Consider the following 21,910-nt stretch of genomic DNA (forward strand, 5'->3'; position numbering starts at 1 on the left):
TTACCTGCTATATAATAAAGTAGTGGCAATGCGTTCATTGTAAAAAGTACCACACCTGAACAAAATTATTCGCGGTCAAGGGGGCGTCCCCCTTGCGGGTGGAGGGCAGCGCCCCCTCGCCGAAGGCAACCATATACAAAATGAAAAACACTCTCCCTTACGTCCTTCTCATCCTTCTGGCATTGCTGTTTGCAACAGCCACGTACACTCCTGCATATGCAGAAAATGCTTCGAGCCTAGCCCAAAAGCTTAAGCAGGAAAAACGCCAAGCAGAAGAAAAAAAGAAAAAGCTTTCAAAACTTAAACGCAAGGCGCAGGAATTAAAGCGCGCGGTAAGTCAGGAAGAAGCAAGCATCGCCAAGCTCTCACGTGCCATCACCGAACAGGAAAAGAAATACAGCACGCTCGCGGCACAGCATAAGTCAATCGATCTTGAATATAAAAAGCTGGAAATAAAGAACAACTTAACACAAAGTGAATTGATATCATTGGTAAAAAAGTTGTGGCCGTTGTACATTAATAGCCAATTGCTTGCCAACAGTTCGACAGAAGACTGGGACGAGATGGATAGACGCTACATGTGGGCTTCTACCCTTTATGCTTCTGTGGAAACAAAGCAGCGAAAGCTCATGGAGCAGCAGCGCAAACTAAAACGGCTGGCAGCAAAGCAAAAAAAACTTTCAGCTGAGGCAAAAGCACAGCTTGCACAAGTTAACAATAAAAAAGATGAGCTGCTGAAGCAGCGCTTGCAGCATAGCCGACAGCTAAAACAAGTGAGTGCGCAAAAAGCTTCTGCCGAATCCTCGTTGCGCGGTGTTCTCTCAATTATCGACAAATTGAATTATAAGATTGAAGAACACAGCCAATCCGGTTCTAACATCGCGCTGTTAAAAGGTGTACTTCCTTGGCCTGCACGGGGAGTTATTGCAAGGCGCTTTAACCCGCGAGGCAAACCACCCGTTCGCGGCGTGGGGCTGGCGCTGCAAAAAGACAGCTTCATTTCTGCTGTATCCGGGGGGCGTGTGGTGCATAACGATGTTTTGCGAGGTTTCGGGCGAGTTGTTATTGTCATGCACGGTGAAGAATATTATTCGCTCTACGCATTTCTTGCTTCCAGCAAACTTCACGTAGGGCAAATTATTAAACAGCGACAAATCATCGGTAAAGCAGGTTTCTATCCTTCAGTGGATGGAACAGGTGTGTATTTCGAATTGCGCTTTCATCAAAAACCAATTAATCCAGAGACGTGGCTTTCAGCACTCAACTAGGAACATTTGACATTTCGCACAGTGCACTTATTTCACATAGACGCCAGCACGACTTGCCCCTGTTTATGGCTATGCATCTGCAACCTTGGGGCGGAATTGCTAAAAAGATACACACTAAACGATCACTTGCTGCGTCATCAATATTAGAAGCATATTCGTTCAGCTAGGCTGCTGCGACAAGATTTGCACTGCATAGATTTTACAATCGACAAGTTTTCTTTTTTAACAGTATTGAAGACTTGTCGACACACTGTATTTCGTAGCTATGCCAAGTACCGTTAGCAAGCCATCGAACATATTATAACAAACACCTGCAAAAGGTGCGGCAATATATTTGCCATCAATTTGAACTTGGAGGATCTTTGATAATGCGCTTAACTATGTGGTTAGTCGCCATCATGACTACAGCTTTACTTGCTTTTACTTCTATTCCGGGCATGGCGACCGACGCCCAAAGTAAGTTTGAGTCTCTCAAGCGATTTAGCCAGATTCTGGATCTCGTCGAACGCTACTATGTACAAGATGTTCCACGAACAGACCTTATCAATGGTGCCATCGATGGCATGTTGCAGTCTCTCGACCCGCACTCCACATTCATGGATCAGGAAGAGTACAAAAGCATGCAGGAATCCACCACTGGTGAATTTTTTGGCATCGGCGTAGAAATCACACAGGACGAAACAGGTGTACTGCGCGTAGTAACACCTATTGAAGATACTCCGGCTGACAAAGCAGGGCTCGCCGCTGGCGACCTTATTCTTGAAGTAAACGGTAGCCTGACACAAGACCTCGGTCTGCGAGAATCAGTAGCACGCATCAAAGGCGAGAAAGGCAGCAAAGTTAAGCTGACTATTCTTTCTAAAAAGGCAAAAGCTCCACGCGAAGTGGAAATTGTGCGTGACTCTATCCCGCTCATCAGCGCTAAAGTGCGCGAGCTAGACGACGGTGTTATTTGGGTACGCCTCAGCCGCTTCTCCGAAAACACTACTGATGAACTCAAAGAAAAACTCACTGCGTACACCAAAAATCACAAAATTAAAGGTGTAGTGCTTGATTTACGTAACAACCCTGGTGGACTGTTAGATCAGTCTATCAAAATTGCAGACATCTTCCTGCAAGGCGGCACAGTTGTTTCTATCAAGGGTAAAGGAAACGATTCCCGTAACTTTGATGCAGCTAAGCAGTCATCTGACATTACGGCGCCAATGGTTGTGCTCATTAACGCTGGTTCCGCTTCTGCTTCTGAAATTGTTGCAGGTGCACTTCGCGATCATAAACGTGCACTCATCGTAGGTGAGCCGAGCTTCGGTAAGGGTTCTGTGCAAAACATCATCCCACTTAACGACGGAAGCGCTATTAAGCTTACAATCGCACGGTACTTCACCCCTGACGGCACATCTATTCAGGCAAAAGGCATCAAGCCTGACCTGTTAGTACCGTTTGAAGCTCCAGCTAAAGAAGAAGACCCGACTGTGAAGTTCCTTAATGCACCACGCGAAAAAGACCTTCAAGGTCATCTTGAAACAGCAGATGAAAATAAAAAGACATCTTCTTTCAAGCGTAACGAAGATGTGCAGAAACGCCTTGATAAAGACAACCAACTTAGACTCGCTGCAAGTCTTGTTCAGACATTGCCGCGCATCAAAACATTAAATTAGTCAAGAATACGTATCCGCAGGGGGGAGGCACAACATGTGCTTTCCCCCTTTTTTTGTGCTGTGGTACTATAAAAGTTGTCGTAAATCCGGTGAAAAAAGTACCCACTACAGGCAGAATGTGATAGCGCAATCATTTGCAATGTTACGCTTTTAAATAGCACAACTCTGATGTATGAGACTCAAGTGTTCAGATTGAGGTACACTTTGTACCATCTTATATTGGTAGAAAAAGTCATAACCTTTACAAAGATCATGTATTTTTATTCTACGACTTTTTCAAATCACATCCACACATGCAAACCTCAATCTGGCAAACAACAATTTTACCAAAACTTGGCAATGAAAGTTTTTCTTTCTGGAGCTTAGATGTCTAAATCACAACAGAACCAGTTTAAACGCTGGCCTTACTATATACTTGCTGTTGTAAGTTGCTTTACACTGGCTGCACTCGTTTTTGTGCTGACTGACCATACTTCCCCAAAAAAAGCTGAAGCTGTAACAGAGCACCGCGCTCCAGTGCATATTGCGTCTCTACCGTATGAAGAACGTCTCGACGCTCCTATGGAAGAAGGGGTTAAACGAATTGATTATGCAATATTACGGGCACTACAAAACACTAACGTTTCTACATCCGGCATTAAACTTGTTTCTATTAAGCAGCAAAAGTACGGTGATGAAATATTTCATTTTCAACAATTACATATCAACTCACAGTACAGTGCCCAAGAACTTATTAAGCCTATTGCCGCTGCACTGGTACAATGGTCGGACAAAGCCACTCTCACCAAACTTTCAGATGCAGTATACCGTGTCGCGCTCAATGATGTAGAAACACACTTACTTAAGTTTACTCAGAATACTAAACCAGTAGTTCCTGCCAAGGATGCAGCAACTTTGGATATTGGCGGTCATCTCACTATTGTGATAGACGACCTAGGTGAAAGCATTTCGGCAGCACATTCGCTTGCAGGCTTACGCTATCCTGTAACCTTTGCGATATGGCCACGAGCATCATATCCTAAAGAAATTGCAGCAATAGCAAAAGCTGCCTCCCGTGAAGTCATCATTCATCAGCCAATGGAGCCGATATCTGCTGACGCTAAACCGGGACCCGGAGCCGTATACGTCACCATGACACCTGAAGAGATTCGAAGCACTATTCGGACAAACTTGAAACTTGTTCCCGGGGCTGTTGGGCTAAACAACCATATGGGATCAAAGTTCACGCAAAACCGAAATGCCGTTCGAGCTGTTGCACAGGAAGCAAAGAAGAGTGGGTTCTTTGTTTTAGACAGCGTAACTCATGCAAAATCAGTGTTTTTTGACGAAGCAAAGCGGCAAGGTTTAGTTGCCTTCCGGAGAAGTGTTTTCATCGATAATGTAAAAGAGGTTCAAAGTATTCTGCATCAGCTTAAAAAAGCTGAACGCATAGCTCTGGCAAAAGGCACTGCCATTGCTATAGGACATCCATATCCAGCAACCTTGCTTGCATTGCAAGAGTGGGAAAAGCAGCGCAACAAAAAGGTGGCGGTTGTCACATTATCAGAGCTTCTGGACTTCTAACGGGCTAGATACAGCAGGTCAGGCAAACACCCGACCGTTGTATCCTTCAATTACCTTTCTATTTGGAGGATCATTGGCAATGATTCAGAGAACGTTTTCTATTATTAAACCAGACGCAACCGCACGCAACCTTGAAGGAAAAATTCTTGCACACATTCAAGGTGCTGGACTTCGCGTCGTTGCGATGAAAAAAATTCGCATGACCCAAGAACAGGCTGAAGGATTTTACCACGTTCACAAAGAGCGTCCTTTCTTCCAAAGCCTCATTGAGTTCATGACATCAGGTCCTGTTGTCTGTTCTGTTCTTGAAGGCGAAAACGCAATTGAAAACTATCGTGCTATCATGGGTGCAACCAACCCTGCTGATGCAGCTGACGGTACCATCCGCAAGGAGTTTGCAGAAAACATCGAAGCCAACTCTGTTCATGGCTCTGATGCTCCTGAAACTGCTGAGTACGAGATTAATTACTTCTTTAATAATCTGGAGATCACTGGCTAACATGATTACGTTCGGTTGTATCGGCTGTGGCAATATGGGTTCCGCTATTCTTGGCGGTCTTGAATCCCAAAAGAACGTTTCACTCATCGGCTACGACCCGAGTGGTAATGTTCCCTGCACTGCGTGCGACTCAAATATCGAACTTGCCAAACAAGCTGATATTATCATGCTTGCGACAAAGCCCGATTATGTCGAATCAGTGCTCGAAGCTATCCAGCCCGCTCTTTCTGAGGATAAGGTCATCATTTCTATAGCAGCAGGTGTTTCTATGGAAACCCTGATGAAATACAGTGGCGGAAAATGTCCTGTTGTCCGCTGTATGCCGAATACTCCGGCGATGGTAGGCGAAGGTATTTTTGCATTCTGCTTTGAAGATCCTGCCCTTACGGAGAAGCAACAGACAGCCGTTCTTACCATGTTCGAGCAACTCGGTCAGGTTATGGTGCTGCCAGAAGCTAAATTCAACGCATTCACAGCCATTGCCGGTTGCGGCCCTGCTTATGTTCTTTATTTTATCGAAGCTGTAACAGAAGCTGCTGTCAGTGTCGGTTTTCATAGAAATGAAGCTACAGAAATGGCGATTAATCTTTTTAAAGGCACAACAAAGCTTGCGGATGATTCTGATCTGCATATTTCTCAACTTCGCGAAATGGTGTGCTCCCCTGCCGGTGTGACCATTGCTGCTGTGAACCACATGGACAGAACAGCTGTACGCGGTAATATTATTGATTCTATTTTCGAAGCCCGTGATCGTGGCATTGAAATGAGTAAATAATTCGCAAAGAAAGACTAAGGGCGCATTCACAGGATGCGCCCTTTTTTTGTGCAAAATTCCATGAAAAAGTCCCCGCACAATACTATCGCGCGAGGACTTTTTTATAACAAACGACTTAGCTACTGTTCCGATATCCTACCGAATAAACAGCATAAGCATACAATATTTTGAGATTATGATGCCTTTGTGCCTGCTGGAACTTCACCGGAAGCAGTAAGCATTTCCATGCCATCAGCAGTCTTCAGAGCCAGCATCATACCGTGAGATTCAAGCCCACGAATTTTACGTGGCTTCAAGTTCGCCACAACAACCACCTGACGACCACGAAGATCATCAGCGGTAAAGTGCTCTTTCAGACCAGCAAGAATCTGACGCGGCTTTTCTTCACCAAGATCAACTTCACAGCGGAACAAACGGTCAGCTTTAGGGTGATCTTCAACAACAAGTACTTTGCCAACGCGAAGGTCTACCTTAGTAAAATCGTCAAACTCAATAGGTGCTGCAACATCCTGTGCAGGAGCTTTTTCTTTTTTGGCTGCCTGTTCTGCTGCTTTTGTTGCTTCTTCAATTTCTTTACGGAGTTTATCGATATCCACACGCGGGAACAGGTTAGACCCCGGAGCAATTTCAATACCTACTGGCAGAACACCCCATGCCTCAATTTCAGCAGGAATATTGGCGCATGCAGGATCAAAATCAAGACCAAGCTGAGCAACAAGTTTTTCAGCAGATTCCGGCATTACCGGCCACAAGTGAATTGCAACCTTACGCATGCATTCAAGCATGGTGTACATAACAGTACCAAGGCGCGCAGTGTCGCCCTCTTTTGCAAGTGTCCACGGCTGACTTGAATCTACGTATTTATTCAAAGCACGAACAAGTTCCCACAGTGATTCAATACCATAAGAAAAACGGACGTTATCGAACAGCTGCTGGAAGTTTTTACAAGAGTTGGATGCAAGCTCGCGCAATTCCATATCTGCTTCTGTGTACTCTGCTGGCTGCGGAACAACGCCACCAAAGTATTTTTTAACCATAGACAACACACGGCTGAAGAGGTTGCCAAGATCGTTTGCAAGCTCTGCATTCTGACGCATTGCAAGTGCTTCTTCAGAGAAGCTTGCATCGTTCCCAAAATGCATGTCACGCAGAAGGAAGAAGCGGAACGTATCGTTACCGTACTTTTTCGCCATATCGAGCGGAGCAACTACGTTACCGAGAGATTTAGACATCTTGGTATCGTTAACAAGCCAGTACCCATGTACATTCAGGTTATTGTATGGGGTAAAACCAGCAGCTTTCAGCATTGTAGGCCAGAAAATTGCGTGCGGCTTAAGAATATCCTTTGCTACAATATGCTGTACTTCCGGCCAGAATTTTTTGAAATTCTCTCCATCAGGGTATTCGAGAGCTGAAACATAGTTCAACAACGCATCAAACCACACATAGGTAACGAAGTTGTTGTCAAACGGAAGCTCAACACCCCACTCAAGGCGTGATTTAGGGCGGGAAATACACAAGTCTTCCAATTCGCCACTATCAAGCAAAGAAAGAACTTCCTTGCGGTAGCGCTCTGGACGAATAAAGTCAGGATTATCCAGAATGTGCTGCTTCAACCAATCCTGATATTTAGACATTTTGAAGAAATAGTTTTTCTCTGCAATGTACTCAGGTTTGGTCTGGTGCTGAGGACAAAGACCGTCTTCTAATTCTTTTTCAGTATAAAAACGCTCACAGCCGTAGCAGTAATGTCCGCCATATTCACCGAAGTAAATGTCACCGGAATCATACACTTTCTGCAATACATCCTGCACAACTTTTTTATGAGCAGCATCTGTTGTGCGAACAAAATGGTCATTGCAAATACCAAGTTCCGGCCACAGGTCTCTGAAAAGCTGGCTGATCTGGTCAGTGTATTCCTGCGGGGTGCATTTATTTTTTTCAGCAGCCTGAACAATTTTATCGCCGTGCTCGTCTGTACCGGTAAGAAAGAACGTTTCTTTACCCATCATCTGCTGAAAACGCTTCATGGTATCAGCAATGATTGTTGTATAGGCGTGTCCAAGATGTGGCTTAGCATTCACATAGTAAATCGGAGTCGTAATATAAAAACGTTCCAAGAGAATCTCCCGACGGCTTCGTCCGCTGGAAACGGACGCTGGATTCTTTGTTGTATTTTCTGGCTGCACACAACCGCATGCAGCAACACTCATTCTATCGTATTTCTTGAGAAAGACTTCATTACTACACAGTAATGAAGTCTTCTTCTCAAGCTTAATTCAATCGGTACACCGAACTAGTCGTTAGATTTCGGTTTGCGCTTACGTTTGCGCTTACCACGGCTAGTGCGCTTTACAGGCTCGGCGCTTTTAACTCCAGGCTTGCGGATCAACTGCTCACGCAGCGTTTCCACATCAACACCTTCAGCCTTTGCGCGCTCTTCAAGTTCTTTTTCCATCTCAGCACGGCGCTGTTCTTCTTCTGCTGCTTCTTTTGCTTCCTGCTCTTTACGGGCGGCATCTTCCTCAGCTTTCTTAGCAGCAGCACGTGCGGCATCCTGTAATGCCTGATCTGGACGAGTGGCTTTCATCTCTGCCCATTCCTCAAGAGTAACTTCCATCTCTTCATTAAATTCTGAGAGCAAAGAAACACTGTTGCGGAACATGTTTGCACGGAGAACTTTTACAGAGCCATCTTCGGTAAAGTACTTTTTACCAAGTTTAGGACATGCACGGTGAAATTCTTCATAGTTTTGCTGTTCATAGGAAAGACAGCAAAGCAAGCGACCGCATATGCCGGATATTTTTGCAGGGTTAAGGAATAGATTCTGCTCTTTTGCCATCTTGATGGTTACCGGAGCAAATTTACGCAAAAATCTGCGGCAACAGCAAACCATACCGCAGTTACCTACAGCACCCACCATCTGCGTTTCATGACGCACACCAATCTGGCGCAGTTCTATACGGGTGCGGTAATTTTTAACAAGATCTTTTACAAGTTCTCTAAAATCAATCCGATTAGGAGCGGTAAAATAAAAAATTATTTTGCTGCGATCAAAAAATACTTCAACATCAACAAGCTTCATATCAAGCTTACGCTGTCGCACGCAATCTAAGCAGTACTGAAAAGCTTCACGAGAAAGCCCTTCATTTTCCTGATGCCGTACGAGATCTTCATTTTCCGCAAGTCTGTTGACTGCCTTCAACTCATCACTCTCTGCATCCTCTGGCACATCGTCGCGCAAAACAACAACTTCACCAAGCCCCTGCCCCTGATCCACAACGACCCAGTCGCCCATCGAGACTTCCAGATCTTTTATTTCAAAATAGTATATGTTCCCGTATTCCCGGAACTTAACACCGGCTATTGATGACATGGTTATCCACTCTTCATGCTGCTGCCACAGCAGCACGTATATGTTATATGCTGAGCTTAAAAAAGCATGCAGCATTTATTTATTGATAAGAACATTTCTTTTCGGCTTTATTGACGCTCGTGTCAACAAATCGAATATAAGGTTGTGTTCTGGCGCATTCATGTTTATGAAAAATCGTTCGCATGATTTTGTAAATGTATTTTAGGAGAATAAAATGATTGATCGTGAGAGCGCTTTTCAATTGCTGGAGATGCAAAACCCTGAGCCACATCTTGTGCACCATGCTCTGCAAACCGAGGCAGTTATGAACGGTCTTGCACGACATTTTGGTGAAGATGAAGCTCTCTGGTCCATCACCGGTCTTTTGCACGATCTTGATTTTCCGAGCACAAAGGAAACACCTGAAAAACATGGAAAGCAATCTGTTGAACTACTCAAAGGAAAGCTTCCAGAAATAGCACTGAATGCTATTCTTGCCCATAATTCGGAATACACAAAACACGACCCCACCACAAAACTCGATATAGCACTGAGATGTGCTGAAACAGTTACCGGCCTTATTGCCACGAATGCGCTTGTTCGACCCAATGGCATGGAAGGCATGAAACCTAAAAGCTTAAAAAAGAAAATGAAAGACAAAGCATTTGCTGCGTCTGTCAGTCGTGACCGAATTAGAGAGTGCGAGAAACTGGACTTGGATTTAGGACAGTTTTTTCAACTGGCCATTGAATCCATCACTCCCATAGCTGATTCTGTTGGATTAGCTAAACGTACATAGCATAAGGATTCACAATCATGAAACTTTCTTTTGTTATTGTAACAAATAACACAAGCAAATTCATCGGGCGCTGCCTCAATTCCATTAAGGAAACCATTGATAATCAAACCGCATCCAAATTTGATGCTGAAGTCATCGTTGTTGACAACGCATCTTCTGACGACTGCGGCAGTATAGCAAAAACAGCTCTTCCAGAGATTGAGCTTATCCAAAACTCTGACAACAAAGGCTACGCCGCTGCGGCTAATCAGGCGATTGAACACGCAACTGGCGACCTTATTGTATTTGTTGACCCTCGTGTTGAAGTTCTTGCAGGTTCTGTCCGTCGCCTGATGGATCAGTTTGCAACCAACGCTTCCTGTGCTGTTGCCGGTGGTAAAATTGTAGGCACTGACAATCTCAGCCTTAAAACAGTTGACCGCCTTCCAGGACTTGTTGCTAACTTTAAACGCATGTTCGGATGCACCTGCTCAAAAACTCGCAATGCAGAACAGCCTATGAGTGTGGACTTTGTTCCTTTCACTTTTGCTGCTGTGCGTCGCGACATTATTACCAAACTCGGCCAGCTTGACGAGCGTTTCTACGCAAGTCTTGCAGATGCAGACTTCTGCCGCCGTGTGGTAAAAGCTATTAACCCATCTTACGCAATCTACTACGTGCCGCAGGCAACTGCACGCGTTCTTGATAAATTCTCTCTGCAATGCGAATGCTCAGACTACGCGCTTCATGGCGCAGATGTAGTTAAAGCACGCACACGTAGTGAGCAAATGTACTTCTGGAAACACTACTGCTCCTTCACCGCCCTTTTCTTTGGTGGTATGGACATGCTCGTATTTGCTGTACGCTTTGCAGCATACCTTATTCCGGGTGTAGGTTCTAAAGATAAACGCGGCTATGCTTGCAGCGTTTTCAGTGAATCTGCTAAAGCAATGCTTGCTACACAGCTTGGAACTCAGTTTCCAGCAGAGTAATACTCTGAAATATCGTTTCTAGCGATGACCTCAAAAAGGGATGCACAAGATGTGTATCCCTTTTTTTGTAGCTAGAAACTACCCTTATACAATTTGCAGCACCAGCTCTTCCCCTATAGCAAGGCAACACAAAAAGACAATACATAGTAAGTATTTATAAACAAACACTACGCATATCCCTTCTACCACGGCATGCTGGTTGAGTATTTATAGATTCTGTATTGTTTCTTAATTGCACTGGAAGCTCCAAAGAACTTGCTGCTACTATGAACTAAGGAAATCCCAAAACTACCAGCAACACGCGGAGAGACTATGCTTCAAATACAAGCACGCGGCGGGGGAGCTGCCATTGACAGCACTACATTTTCTGAAATTTTAGGAACCATGCCGACCCCGAAGGAACTTGAGGTGTTAGTAAAAGTGTCAGCAGCATCAATAAACCCTGTTGATACTAAAATGCGTATGCGCACCCCACCCAAAGAACACTTTGTTCCCGGTATGGACACATGCGGCATCATTACGGAGGTTGGCTCTGAAGTCACAAACTTCAAGAAAGGTGACCGCGTCTTCTTTATGGGGCAAACCAAATACTCCGGTTCGTTTGCACAATATCAGCTGGCAGATGCCAGAACAATTGCCCTAGCACCTGATCTTTCATCCGATGCCGAAGCAGCAGCACTACCTGTTGCAACGTTCACAGCCTATGATGCTCTTTTTACCCGCCTTGGCTACATATCATCATCCAACGCAAATGCTGAAAAAACAATACTCATAATCGGCGGTGCTGGTGGTGTAGGTTCCATGGCAATACAACTTGCCAAATGGGCTGGGCTAACAGTGATTGCTACGGCGTCTCGCGAAGAGACAGCAGAATGGTGCAAAGATTTGGGGGCAGACTATGTCATAAACCACAACAAAGACATGGATGAGCAGGTACGTAATCTTGATATGAAATGGATGCATTCGATTTTCTGTACAACTCACTTGAGCAGGCATTGGGCTTCAATGGCTGCGCTCATCAGACCACAAGGGTCTGTTGTCTTGATTGATGATCCTGAGGAGCCGCTCGACATCCGCATGTTTAAAACAAAGTCCGTACAACTTTGCTGGGAATTTGCTTTAGTCCGAACAATGTACGAAACATCCGACATGCACATGCAAGGTTTCATTCTTGCGAAAATCGCGCAGTTAATCGATACGTTACAGATTCGTTCTCCGTTAACAGAAACACATTACGGATTAACTGTCGCCAACGTGCAGAAAGCCCATGTCCGGCAGGAAAGCAACGCAATGGTAGGAAAACAAGCAATAATTATTGCTCCATAATCTGTACTATTTTGCCCAGCGCTCTTGCACGCCCATAAACATGTGCCACAAAATCGGCACAATAAAGAGAGTTAGCAGCGTGGCAGTACATAGTCCTGTTACAAAGGTGGCAGCCATTGTTCCCCAGTTCAGGGAGTAATATGGTATACCCACTGCCATTGGCAGCAAACCGAGTGTTGTTGTCAACGTTGTGAGCAAAATTGGGCGTAGTCGCATACGCACGCCCTTATACACAGCCTTATCTCTATGCATCCCTTCTCGAACCAAATTATTGAGGAAGGCAATAAGCACCAGTGAGTCATTTACAACAACACCTGTAACCCCGATTGTCGCGATAAAACTGTTAATAGTGAATAATGTGCGAGTAAGAAACACGCCGTACACAACACCTATAAAAGCAAACACAACCGCAGAAAGAATGATAAGCGGCTGCACATATGAATTAAACTGTGTTGCTAAAATCATATAGATTACCAGCAATGCAATAATAAACGCAAACATGAGAGACGAATAAGACTTTTGTGTCGATTCATATTCTCCGGCAAAGTTAAGAGTTGCACCGGGATATTCTGACCGGATTGTTTCATAATGCTTTTGCACTTCTTTTACGACATACGCGGGAGAATAAGGCGAGCCGGACTTCAAGTTCGCAGACAACGTAATGGCGCGTTCCCCTTGAAATCTGTTAAATTGCCCCGGTTCTGTATACGTCTGGATAGTGACAATATCTTGAAGACGGATAGAACCACCATCCTCTTCAATCACGGGGATAGCCATCGCATCTTCAGGGGTTTGCAAATAACGTTCATCAACTTGTAGGCGCAAATCAATATCCTCGTCATCTGCCCTGAACTCTCCTACGAGCGAACCATCGAGAACAGACCCCGCCAGACGAGCCACATACCGAGGCGTCAGCTCATATTGTGACACACGCATCACATCAGGGATAAATCTAATAATCCTGTTTGGATACCCCGTATCAGGGCGCAGATCGACAAGATATTGTGCAAAATCGTCATGCTTTTTCAAATAACTCCAAATAGCTTGTGTTAGTTGATTCACTTTCTCAGTATCCACACCCATAACACGTATGGTTAGATCTTTGCCCGTCGGTGGGCCATCTGATTCTGCACGAACCCGCACGACCCATGAATCCCCCCAATGTTCATGCGCATAGGCGGTCATCTGTTTTCGCATTCTATCCAAATGAGCTATTGGGTCGTTCGTAGGATAATCTTCAAACTTTCGGGAATTAATTTCTGGCAGTTCAACATTTATTGTTCCGTAATTGGAACCGTACACCTGCTCATAATCCTCATTCACATAAAACCCTGCAAATGCTGTCGCGGCACGCACAACTCCACTGCCCAGTGCATCAATCTCCACTGTCATTTCTTTTAAACGACGTGACACCTCGCTAAGCGCAGTTCCGGCGGGAGCCTCAACATTCACATAAAAAATATTGTAGTTATCAGGAAAAAACTTGATGCGTAACAGCGGAAGTGTGCCGGACACAGACACAACAAAGATAAACATAGCACCAATGAATGCGAGCACAACTGCGCCGATACTTTTTCCTCTGTGCCGCATAAATATTCGAACAACAGCTTCTGCATAATCTTTAAGCTTGCGCATAAACTCCTGATCTGGTGGAGGAGTATAGCCGTGCGCAAATTTATGTGCCCCAGGCCAGTCATAAAAATGTAGTGGAAGAATCAGTAGACACTCAATAAGCGACGCAGCAATGGCAAAACTCACTGCAATAGGAATCTGTGCGAAAAATTCCCCAGTTGCCCCCGACATGATGAGCATCGGCAAAAAAGCAGCCACCGTCGTTGAAGTTGCTGCAATAACAGGTACAGCCACTTCTGCCGCACCATCAATAACAGCATCTCTAAGCGGCTCTCCCAGTTGAATATGCCTGTAAATATTTTCAATGACGACAATAGCATCATCAACAATAATCCCTGCCACAAGCACAAATGCAAACAGAGTAATTTCATTTAAGGAATTGCCTGATAATTTCATGAAGATCATAGTCACAAGGAAAGAAAACGGGATGCCCACTGTTGTTATAACGGCATTACGCAGCCCCATAACTATCCAAATAATGACAAGTACAAGTGTGATACCCACCAGCAGGTTAGAGCCCATAATATTCATAGATTCATCAATGAATATCCGTTGATCCTGCGTTATAACCGGCTTCACTCGATTAGCGAGTAACTTATCTTTATGCTTTGCGACTATCGCTTCCACCATGTCGCAAATAGCAATGGCATTACCGGAGCTTTGTTTCATAACCGCAATGGTGATGCAGTCTTTGCCGTTTACAGAAGTAATTACATGTGGGTCACGGTATCCATACTGCGCGGTGGTCATAACATCGCCGACACGTACAAATGAACCTTCATTATCTCGACGCAAAATAACATCTTCAATATCAGCCTGCGTACGGAATCGTTCATCAACCACTACGATGTATTCAGACTCCCCTGTTTCAAAGTCACCAGCAGGAATTGATACGTTGGCATCCAGAAGCGCTTTTCGAACCTCTTCAAACGTAACCATGTATCGCTGCATTTTAGACGGAGATAAACTGACATGGTACTCCCGCGAATATTCGCCATTCAAACGAACATCTTTCACTCCGGGGATACGTCCAAATTCATTTTTTAATTCTTCTGCAATCAGGCTGAGTGCTCTATTGGAGCGTTCGCCTACTAAAATCACATTGAGTGCAGGCAACCACTCATCAATAGCAATTTCTGTAAATTTAGGGGGGTCCATTCTTTCCGGCAGGTCATTTTGAATAGATAAAACCTTGAAGCGTAACTCGTCGTATAGCTTTTGATAGTCTGAATCATCAATAAATTTGACAAGAATAGAGCTTCGCTCCCGATATGAACGAGAACGGATATATTCAACTTGCTCCAGACTCTCTAGCGCCTCTTCGATCTCTCTTGTCACAAGCGATTCGACATCAGAAGGTGATGCACCGGGGAGAAATGCGCTTATGTGTACTTTGCCCATTTTCACATACGGCATTCTATCCACAGGAATGGTAAGAATACTTATGACGCCAAGGATCATAAGTACCACAAAAGCGAGATTCACCAGTACTTTTTGATTAAGTGTAAAAGCAATTAGTGAACGCATGCCTTCTCCCTAAAACCCTGATTGTGGCGGGTTGAGTATAAAACGCTCTCCTGCTGAAATATCCTTTGAGCGCACGCGTTTGGCTCCGTCTTTCCCTCCGTTCCCCATAATAATAACAGGCACTTCTTCACCATTTTCCCGAACAAGGTATGCCTCTTCATACCCTTGAACCAGTGCACTTTCCGGAACAACAACTGCCCCTTTTGCTTCATCCATCGGTAAATGAAGATCAGCACGAATACCGCCACGCTTTTCGATAGGAAACTTTTCGATAGCTAGATCAACCTTAATTTTTCGCATTCCGGGATCATAATCAGGAGAAATATGCTCTATGCGTGCCTCAACTTTTTCACCAAGTTCAGGCAGGTTGACCACAATTTTTTTCATTTTTTGCAAGGTAATCAATTCCGAAGGTGTCAGTGCAAGGGGGACAAGCAACACGTTGAAATCACCTATCTTAGCAAGTTCATCTCCTACCCCTACAAGCTCTCCCGGTTCGATATAGCGCTCAATAACCTTCCAGCCTTCAGGGGCAACAATGGAATGGCGTTTCTTGTGTTCACGCAAAATCAGCTCTTCAACTTTCAGTGCATCCGCAGCTTCACGGGCAGATTCTAAATCACGTTCAAGCGCATCTAGCGTTGTCTGCGCGGCGTGTTTTTTTTCGATAAGAGTTCGATACCTGCCAGCTTCTTTTTTATAAAACGTTACTGCGGTTTGATTTGCCTGCTGTTTGTCGAGGTTCCGCAAGATATCCAGATCAATAAACGTTGGATCAAGCTTCGCGAATATGCCCTCTTTGCCAATAGAATCACCAACATCGGCATAGACTTTAAGACACCGGGCATTTTCTTCACTGGATATAGTGATAACCTTTCGTGGACGGGTAAAACCAGTCATCTTCACATGACGCTTTGCCGCCTTTGCTACAAAGACTTCCTTGCTATAAGCAATCTCGACAAATGCCAGAAGAATAATCAGAATAAGAAAGAAAACTTTGCGCCACATATATGCTCCTTCCGCTCTGCCGACTGAAACACTGCACAACACACCAGTACCCGAATACGAATGCAGCAATAACACTTCTAATTTATTTACTATTATTTTTACTTATTTACCCCCTTACGTCGATTATCTTTGCTTCATCACACCGGTATCTAATCACACAAAAAAGCTGTCCTTCTAAAAGAAAGACAGCTTTAAAAGAATGATGACCATCCACCATAAAAAAGTCAGAAACCTTACGGCTCCTGACTTTTTACAAATCAACGTTGTATGTGTTGGTTACTTTTGGCAGACAAGAAATAGAGCGACTTGCCCCAAAAACAACTATGGTTGGTTTGATATTATTTCACCAACGACTTACCAGCCATTGCCTTGCGTAATTCCAGCACAGTGGCGGTAATATCATCCGCGCCCACTATTTCAGAAACAATTGCACAACAACGAGCACCATGCTGTGCTACATCATGAATATTGTGCAGCTTAATTCCACCAATAGCCACATGAGGAATAGAGTGTTGCTGCGTTACATACTCAAGGTACTCATACCCAACTGGTGCACATACGTCTTTCTTAGTTTGCGTCGCAAAAATAGGACCCACACCAATGTAATCAGCACCAACTTCAATAGCGCGCTTGCACTCTTCTGGTGAATGCGTGGAAAGTCCGATAATTTTATCTGCGCCGACAAGCTGGCGAACCTGCTGCACAGGGATATCTTCCTGCCCTACATGTACGCCGTCTGCATCACACAGCATTGCAATATCAACGTAGTCATTCACAATAAATTTGCAGCCTGCCTGCTTTGTCATAGCGCGTATTTGCAAGCACTCTTCCAACATCACACCGGATTTTTTATCTTTTTCTCTATACTGAAGAACCTTAATGCCTGCTTTAAGCATTGCATCAACGACTTCAATATTAGAACGCCCTTTTGACAGACCTTCATCTGTCAATGCATAGAGGTCAGTATCCAAAATTTCTTGAAAATTCATGTTATTTCCCCAAAATATGCGTTAACACAACATCTGCCTGCATAGCGGCTGCCATAAGCACTTTGGGCGCCATAGGCGGATGATCGGCAATATCGGTTGTAAAATCACCTACAAGCACGGCATCATCACGAATCTGCCGTTTTTGCATGTACGGCTCACCCCATCCAGCCATGCCGGATGCTGAAACATACAGACGCGGGTCTGGTAAATATTTTTCCGCCATCATCTTTTTTCCATCCACACTATCAAGTGCTTCAATAATGATGTCGCATTCTGCAAAAAGCTGTTCTGCTGTTTCGGGTGTAATACGTTTGTTATGTACGGCAATGTCTAATGTACTGTCTATACGCAGCAAATTAGATTTACACACATCAACCTTGGCTCCCCCTACCTGCTCTTCAAAAAAGAACTGACGATTCAGGTTGGAGAAATCCACAGTATCGTAATCAACAATAACAAACTTGCGGACACCACTCCGAGCCAGCATAAACGCACAGTTAGAACCTAACCCGCCGCAACCTGCTATGCCGACAGTTACGGAAGCAAGACGTGCTCGCTGCTCTGGTGTCAGATAACGGGATAAACCTTTTTGCAACGAAGACGTGTCAGTCATACCAGAACCCTGCATAACCTAGAATGGTTCCCAATCTTTGAATATTGGCTGGAATCCTCGGGCTTCAATAGCGCTGCACATTTCCTCAACGCTTCGCGGATCAGAAATTTCAAACTGTTCAGTGCTGCTGTTATCAGCAGTGTGACCACCTACAGCGGTTGTCACTCCGGCAGACATTTTAGTTACACCAAGCGGCATCAAGTTATCACGCAATACTGCCGGTTCCCGTGTAGACACAGTTATTCCCACACTTGGCAGGAAAATGCGCTGCGCCAGCATAAGCTGCACTAAATGTTTATCTGTAACGATAGATGCGGGTTGATACGAGCCAGCATGAGGACGCATACGAGGCAAAGAAATAGCGATATTAGTACCAGGATACTTGCGCTGCAAGTACTCTGCATGCACACCTGTGTAGAATGCATCACGCTGCCATACCGATTCAAGCCCGAGCAGTGCCCCAACGTTCACCGTACGCATTCCCGCTTTACAACCGCGCTCCGGTGCATCCAGTCTGAAACCGTAATCCCGTTTAGGACCTTTAGGATGCAGTTCTTCGTACAACGGTTTGTTGTACGTCTCCTGATAAATCGTCAGACCATCCACACCACGGTCGATGAGGTATGCATACTCATCCTGGGTCATTGCGTAGACTTCAATACTGATAGAAGAAAAATACTCACGAAGAATATTAGAACAGTCGCCTATGTATTCAACGGTCGATTTTGCTGGCGCATCACCAGTAAGAATAAGAATATGTTTCAAACCCGTTGCAGCAATTGCCTGCGCTTCTTTGGTCAATTCTTCCGCAGTCAACTGCATGCGTGAAATCTTGTTAGCTGTATTAAAGCCACAGTATACACACTGGTTAGTACAGTAGTTGGCAAGATACAAAGGAGTAAACAATTGAATTGTTCTGCCGAAATGACGCAATGAAATTTCATTTGCTTTCCGCGCCATAACTTCCAGCATGCCCTCTGCCGCCGGAGAAAGAAGAGTAAGGTAGTCATGCGGAGTTAACGAATACTTTGCAAGCACCCTTTCCACATCAGCCGGTTGCACAGCAGCAAGATACGCTGCCATATCCAGCGTATCATACTGTGCGAGAACTTCTGAAAATCCCATATTACATACCGCCTAAAAAGCCGGTCAATGGTGATGATGCATCTGCTGTGCCTGTCGAAACAGTAGCGGTCTGGGCAAGGTATGCCGCTCGACCTGCACGCACAGCCTCGCCGAAAGCCCGTCCCATTGCGACAGGATCACCTGCGGCTGCGATAGCAGTGTTTACAAGACAGGCAGCCGCGCCCATCTCCATAGCTTCACAAGCCTGAGACGGAGCACCGATTCCTGCATCAACAATAATCGGCAATGAAATTTCATCAATCAGGATACGAACCATTTCTTTTGTTTTAAGCCCGCGATTGCTGCCAATAGGAGCACCAAGCGGCATTACCGCAGCAGCTCCGGCATTAACAAGGTCACGCGCTATATACAAATCCGCATTAACATACGGCAGCACTACAAAACCTTCTTTTGCAAGAATCTCTGTAGCTTTTGCGGTTTCGTATCCATCCGGCAACAAATACTTATTGTCGGAAATAACTTCAATTTTAATCCAGTCCCCACATCCGGCTGCGCGCGCCAGACGAGCAATTCGCACTGCTTCGTCGGCGTTACGCGCACCGGACGTATTAGGCAACAACTGCATGTGCTTAGGAATGTGCTGCATAACATTCCCTGTAGCTGCGTTTGTGTCGACTCTGCGTAACGCAACCGTAATGACCTGAGATCCGGACGATGCACACACATCAGGAATAATTGTATCTGAGCCATATTTACCGGTTCCGGTAAAAAGTCTGCTGGTCAGGCTGACTCCGCCGATAACCAATGCGTCGTTGTTGTTCGCTTCCATTAGCCCCCTCCTACGAATTGCAGGATTTCCAATATATCCCCGTCAGTAAGTACGGTAGTTCCAAAATCATCAGCCGTCACAACGGTTCGGTTCAGTTCAACGACAACCGCTTTCACATCCACGCCGTTGCCCTGCAAATATTCAAGCAGGGTTGTGTCGTCATCGCACAGTTGCATCTGACCGTTTACAGTTAGTTGCATATAGGGTTCCTTTGCTGCTTTAAGCACATAAAAAAAGCTTGCACGAAGGCAAGCTTAGAATACGGGTTAAGTACTCAGCCTTCCTCCGGCGGTATAAACCGCGTCAGGTTCAAAGGGTCTGAACAACATGTTCACTCTCAGCCCGAAGACTCCCCTAGCTGTATGTAGACACACCCTGTATGGCATAAAACGCTGTGCGCCCTATGCTACAGGCATAAAAAAAAGCTTACCCCTTCGGATAAGCCTACAGTTATGGTACTATTACGCTTTCCTCCGGTGGTATAAACCACATCAGGTTCAAGGGTCAGAACTCGTTCGCTCACTCTCAGCCCGAAGGCTCCCCTAGCTGTTGAAATTTTTATAGTCAGAATTAGCAATTCTGTAAAGTTGTTTATTTAACCAATACCATTATTTTATGCCCAACCCCCTATTTTATTGAAGTATACTAATGCACCACACAAAAAGAATCCTTACCTTGATGCGTGTTACCTTTTTTTATATCGTCACACATGGTAGGCAATTTTTTATCACTACATGGAAGCCACGTTCTTTTGAACTCATCTATAAAGCCTTTGCAGGAGCCATCATGCGTTTTCCAACCATAGTCCTGACACTTTTCATTTTCTGTTTATTCTCACAAACCGCTTTCGCTCACAAAGTAAATGTATTCGCATGGACAGAAGGAACAACTGTTCATACGGAGTCGTACTTTTCTAGCGGCAATAAAGCGCAAAGCAGCACCATCACTGCGACAGATCAAAAAACAGGCAAGGTGCTGGCAACAGGAAAAACAGACAGCAAAGGTGAATGGTCTTTCACACTGTCACCTGAAGCTTTGAATGCCAAAGACCCTATCGTCATTACGCTTAATGCAGGGCAAGGTCATACAGGAACCTGGACACTGGAAGCAGAAGATTTTGCAGGGGAAGCTCCAAAGCAGACAACCAACGCTTCCGCAGAAACTGTCTGTAAAATACCTTCTCCGGCACCACAGAAGACAGCCCCCGCCGCAACAATCACCCTGACTGAAGAGCAGTTACAAACACTTATACGCAGCGCCGTACATGAAGAATTAATTCCGCTTAATGCCAAACTTTCGAAACTTAATGCGCAAATCCTTCAGCCTAAAACAACCATGAAGGATATTTTCGGGGGGATTGGCTACATTTTAGGACTACTTGGTCTTGCAGCCTTTATGCAGTACCGCAAGAAGGCGTAGCGGCTGTTGTATGGAACGAGCCTTCCATGCGAAGGGAAGATTACGCCCCACATATTGCTCTTCTTCCATAAAAACACTATGACGCGGCAGACATCTCATGAAAAAGGAGCCTCGCATGGCTAAATCCAAAAAAGAACAGCAAAAGATAAAAAAACGCATTGCTGCCATCAAACGCCGCAAGGCATCAACTGCTGATGATTTTTCCGATACCGTTATGAAGTTTTGCAAGCCGCTTCTCGCAGAATCAGAAAGCTTGAGCGGAGATGATAACGCCATCGGTCTTGGTGTATTTGCATGGAACGCATCATTCCTTACCCGTGACCGCTGGGAAAACGGTCTGCACCGCTCTCTTGAACAATTTGATCTTACTGACGAAACCAAAACGACTCTTGTTGATATTGTAGAAGAAATGGTTCGCCAGAAAGAAGTTATGTTCCCGAATGACCTTCGTGTCATTACTGACTACAAAGTGCATGAAACTGAGGAAGGTCCTATCCTCACAGTTGATGCCAAGCTTGCTAAAAAAGCCCTGCTTCCTTCTTTTAAAGGTGTGCCTAAAGCGTAGTCCTTTTCGCCAAAGACAGTTACATTTA

Annotated in this window: 19 protein-coding genes and 2 riboswitches; of the genes, 10 read left to right on the top strand and 9 right to left on the bottom strand. The window is 44.9% G+C overall.

The genetic code is table 11. The features are described from left to right. Positions 1 to 140: 140 nt before the first annotated feature. The 5 genes from N4A56_RS06855 to proC all read left to right on the top strand — a co-directional run bounded on the left by N4A56_RS06855 (position 141) and on the right by proC (position 5,763). Positions 141 to 1,268, top strand: coding sequence for a peptidoglycan DD-metalloendopeptidase family protein (locus tag N4A56_RS06855; RefSeq protein ID WP_295546025.1), 1,128 nt, complete (start codon positions 141 to 143; stop codon positions 1,266 to 1,268). Between the two features lie 368 nt (positions 1,269 to 1,636). Continuing rightward, a complete protein-coding gene (locus tag N4A56_RS06860; RefSeq protein WP_295546026.1) occupies positions 1,637 to 2,926 on the top strand; it encodes a S41 family peptidase in 1,290 nt (429 codons plus the stop codon). Positions 2,927 to 3,292: 366 nt separating this feature from the next. Continuing rightward, positions 3,293 to 4,489, top strand: coding sequence for a divergent polysaccharide deacetylase family protein (locus N4A56_RS06865; RefSeq protein ID WP_295546027.1), 1,197 nt, complete (start codon positions 3,293 to 3,295; stop codon positions 4,487 to 4,489). A 79-nt stretch (positions 4,490 to 4,568) separates the two neighbouring features. Further along, positions 4,569 to 4,988, top strand: a complete 420-nt coding sequence (gene ndk, locus N4A56_RS06870; protein ID WP_295546030.1) for a nucleoside-diphosphate kinase — start codon at positions 4,569 to 4,571, stop codon at positions 4,986 to 4,988. Position 4,989: 1 nt separating this feature from the next. Further along, positions 4,990 to 5,763 (top strand): pyrroline-5-carboxylate reductase, encoded by a 774-nt coding sequence (proC, locus tag N4A56_RS06875; protein WP_295546031.1) that lies wholly within the window; start codon positions 4,990 to 4,992, stop codon positions 5,761 to 5,763. Positions 5,764 to 5,936: 173 nt separating this feature from the next. Here the strand turns inward: proC and metG are convergent, their stop codons facing one another. Both metG and ricT read right to left on the bottom strand, forming a co-directional pair. Further along, a complete protein-coding gene (metG, locus tag N4A56_RS06880) occupies positions 5,937 to 7,883 on the bottom strand; it encodes a methionine--tRNA ligase (RefSeq protein WP_293671287.1) in 1,947 nt (648 codons plus the stop codon). A gap of 176 nt (positions 7,884 to 8,059) precedes the next feature. Then, positions 8,060 to 9,139, bottom strand: a complete 1,080-nt coding sequence (gene ricT, locus N4A56_RS06885; RefSeq protein ID WP_293671288.1) for a regulatory iron-sulfur-containing complex subunit RicT — start codon at positions 9,137 to 9,139, stop codon at positions 8,060 to 8,062. A 214-nt stretch (positions 9,140 to 9,353) separates the two neighbouring features. Here ricT and N4A56_RS06890 point away from each other — a divergent pair, with 214 nt between their 5' ends. The 3 genes from N4A56_RS06890 to N4A56_RS06900 all read left to right on the top strand — a co-directional run bounded on the left by N4A56_RS06890 (position 9,354) and on the right by N4A56_RS06900 (position 12,214). Then, positions 9,354 to 9,917 carry an HD domain-containing protein gene (locus tag N4A56_RS06890; RefSeq protein ID WP_295546033.1) on the top strand — a complete coding sequence of 188 codons (564 nt, stop codon included), beginning with the start codon at positions 9,354 to 9,356 and terminating at the stop codon, positions 9,915 to 9,917. A 17-nt stretch (positions 9,918 to 9,934) separates the two neighbouring features. Beyond that, on the top strand, positions 9,935 to 10,888 hold the full coding sequence (locus tag N4A56_RS06895) for a glycosyltransferase (protein ID WP_295546034.1): 954 nt from the start codon (positions 9,935 to 9,937) through the stop codon (positions 10,886 to 10,888). A gap of 312 nt (positions 10,889 to 11,200) precedes the next feature. Then, entirely contained in the window at positions 11,201 to 12,214 is a 1,014-nt protein-coding gene (locus N4A56_RS06900; protein ID WP_293671291.1) for a zinc-binding alcohol dehydrogenase family protein, read from the top strand. A 6-nt stretch (positions 12,215 to 12,220) separates the two neighbouring features. Here N4A56_RS06900 and N4A56_RS06905 read toward each other — a convergent pair whose 3' ends face one another. The 7 genes from N4A56_RS06905 to thiS all read right to left on the bottom strand — a co-directional run bounded on the left by N4A56_RS06905 (position 12,221) and on the right by thiS (position 20,098). Then, positions 12,221 to 15,373, bottom strand: a complete 3,153-nt coding sequence (locus N4A56_RS06905; protein ID WP_295546036.1) for an efflux RND transporter permease subunit — start codon at positions 15,371 to 15,373, stop codon at positions 12,221 to 12,223. Between the two features lie 9 nt (positions 15,374 to 15,382). Beyond that, a complete protein-coding gene (locus tag N4A56_RS06910; protein ID WP_295546039.1) occupies positions 15,383 to 16,381 on the bottom strand; it encodes an HlyD family efflux transporter periplasmic adaptor subunit in 999 nt (332 codons plus the stop codon). Positions 16,382 to 16,719: 338 nt separating this feature from the next. Then, positions 16,720 to 17,370 carry a thiamine phosphate synthase gene (gene thiE, locus N4A56_RS06915; protein WP_295546041.1) on the bottom strand — a complete coding sequence of 217 codons (651 nt, stop codon included), beginning with the start codon at positions 17,368 to 17,370 and terminating at the stop codon, positions 16,720 to 16,722. Between the two features lies 1 nt (position 17,371). After that, the gene (gene thiF / locus N4A56_RS06920) at positions 17,372 to 17,983 is read right to left on the bottom strand and encodes a sulfur carrier protein ThiS adenylyltransferase ThiF (protein ID WP_295546042.1); all 612 of its coding nucleotides are present in this window, start codon (positions 17,981 to 17,983) and stop codon (positions 17,372 to 17,374) included. Positions 17,984 to 18,001: 18 nt separating this feature from the next. Beyond that, positions 18,002 to 19,108, bottom strand: a complete 1,107-nt coding sequence (gene thiH, locus N4A56_RS06925) for a 2-iminoacetate synthase ThiH (RefSeq protein WP_295546043.1) — start codon at positions 19,106 to 19,108, stop codon at positions 18,002 to 18,004. 1 nt (position 19,109) lies between these two features. Then, on the bottom strand, positions 19,110 to 19,898 hold the full coding sequence (locus tag N4A56_RS06930) for a thiazole synthase (protein WP_295546044.1): 789 nt from the start codon (positions 19,896 to 19,898) through the stop codon (positions 19,110 to 19,112). After that, positions 19,898 to 20,098, bottom strand: coding sequence for a sulfur carrier protein ThiS (gene thiS / locus N4A56_RS06935; protein WP_293671300.1), 201 nt, complete (start codon positions 20,096 to 20,098; stop codon positions 19,898 to 19,900). Before thiS ends, N4A56_RS06930 begins: the two co-directional genes overlap by 1 nt. Before the next feature lie 63 nt (positions 20,099 to 20,161). Then, a riboswitch (TPP riboswitch) is annotated at positions 20,162 to 20,264 on the bottom strand. Positions 20,265 to 20,349: 85 nt separating this feature from the next. Next, positions 20,350 to 20,452: riboswitch (TPP riboswitch) on the bottom strand. A gap of 232 nt (positions 20,453 to 20,684) precedes the next feature. On the opposite strand from thiS, the gene N4A56_RS06940 reads away from it, so the two are divergent. After that, entirely contained in the window at positions 20,685 to 21,317 is a 633-nt protein-coding gene (locus tag N4A56_RS06940) for a hypothetical protein (protein WP_295546048.1), read from the top strand. 115 nt (positions 21,318 to 21,432) lie between these two features. Beyond that, a complete protein-coding gene (locus N4A56_RS06945) occupies positions 21,433 to 21,882 on the top strand; it encodes a hypothetical protein (protein WP_293671303.1) in 450 nt (149 codons plus the stop codon). Positions 21,883 to 21,910 lie beyond the last annotated feature (28 nt).

The organism is Halodesulfovibrio sp., from assembly GCF_025210605.1.
In the GTDB taxonomy this organism is placed as follows: domain Bacteria; phylum Desulfobacterota; class Desulfovibrionia; order Desulfovibrionales; family Desulfovibrionaceae; genus Halodesulfovibrio.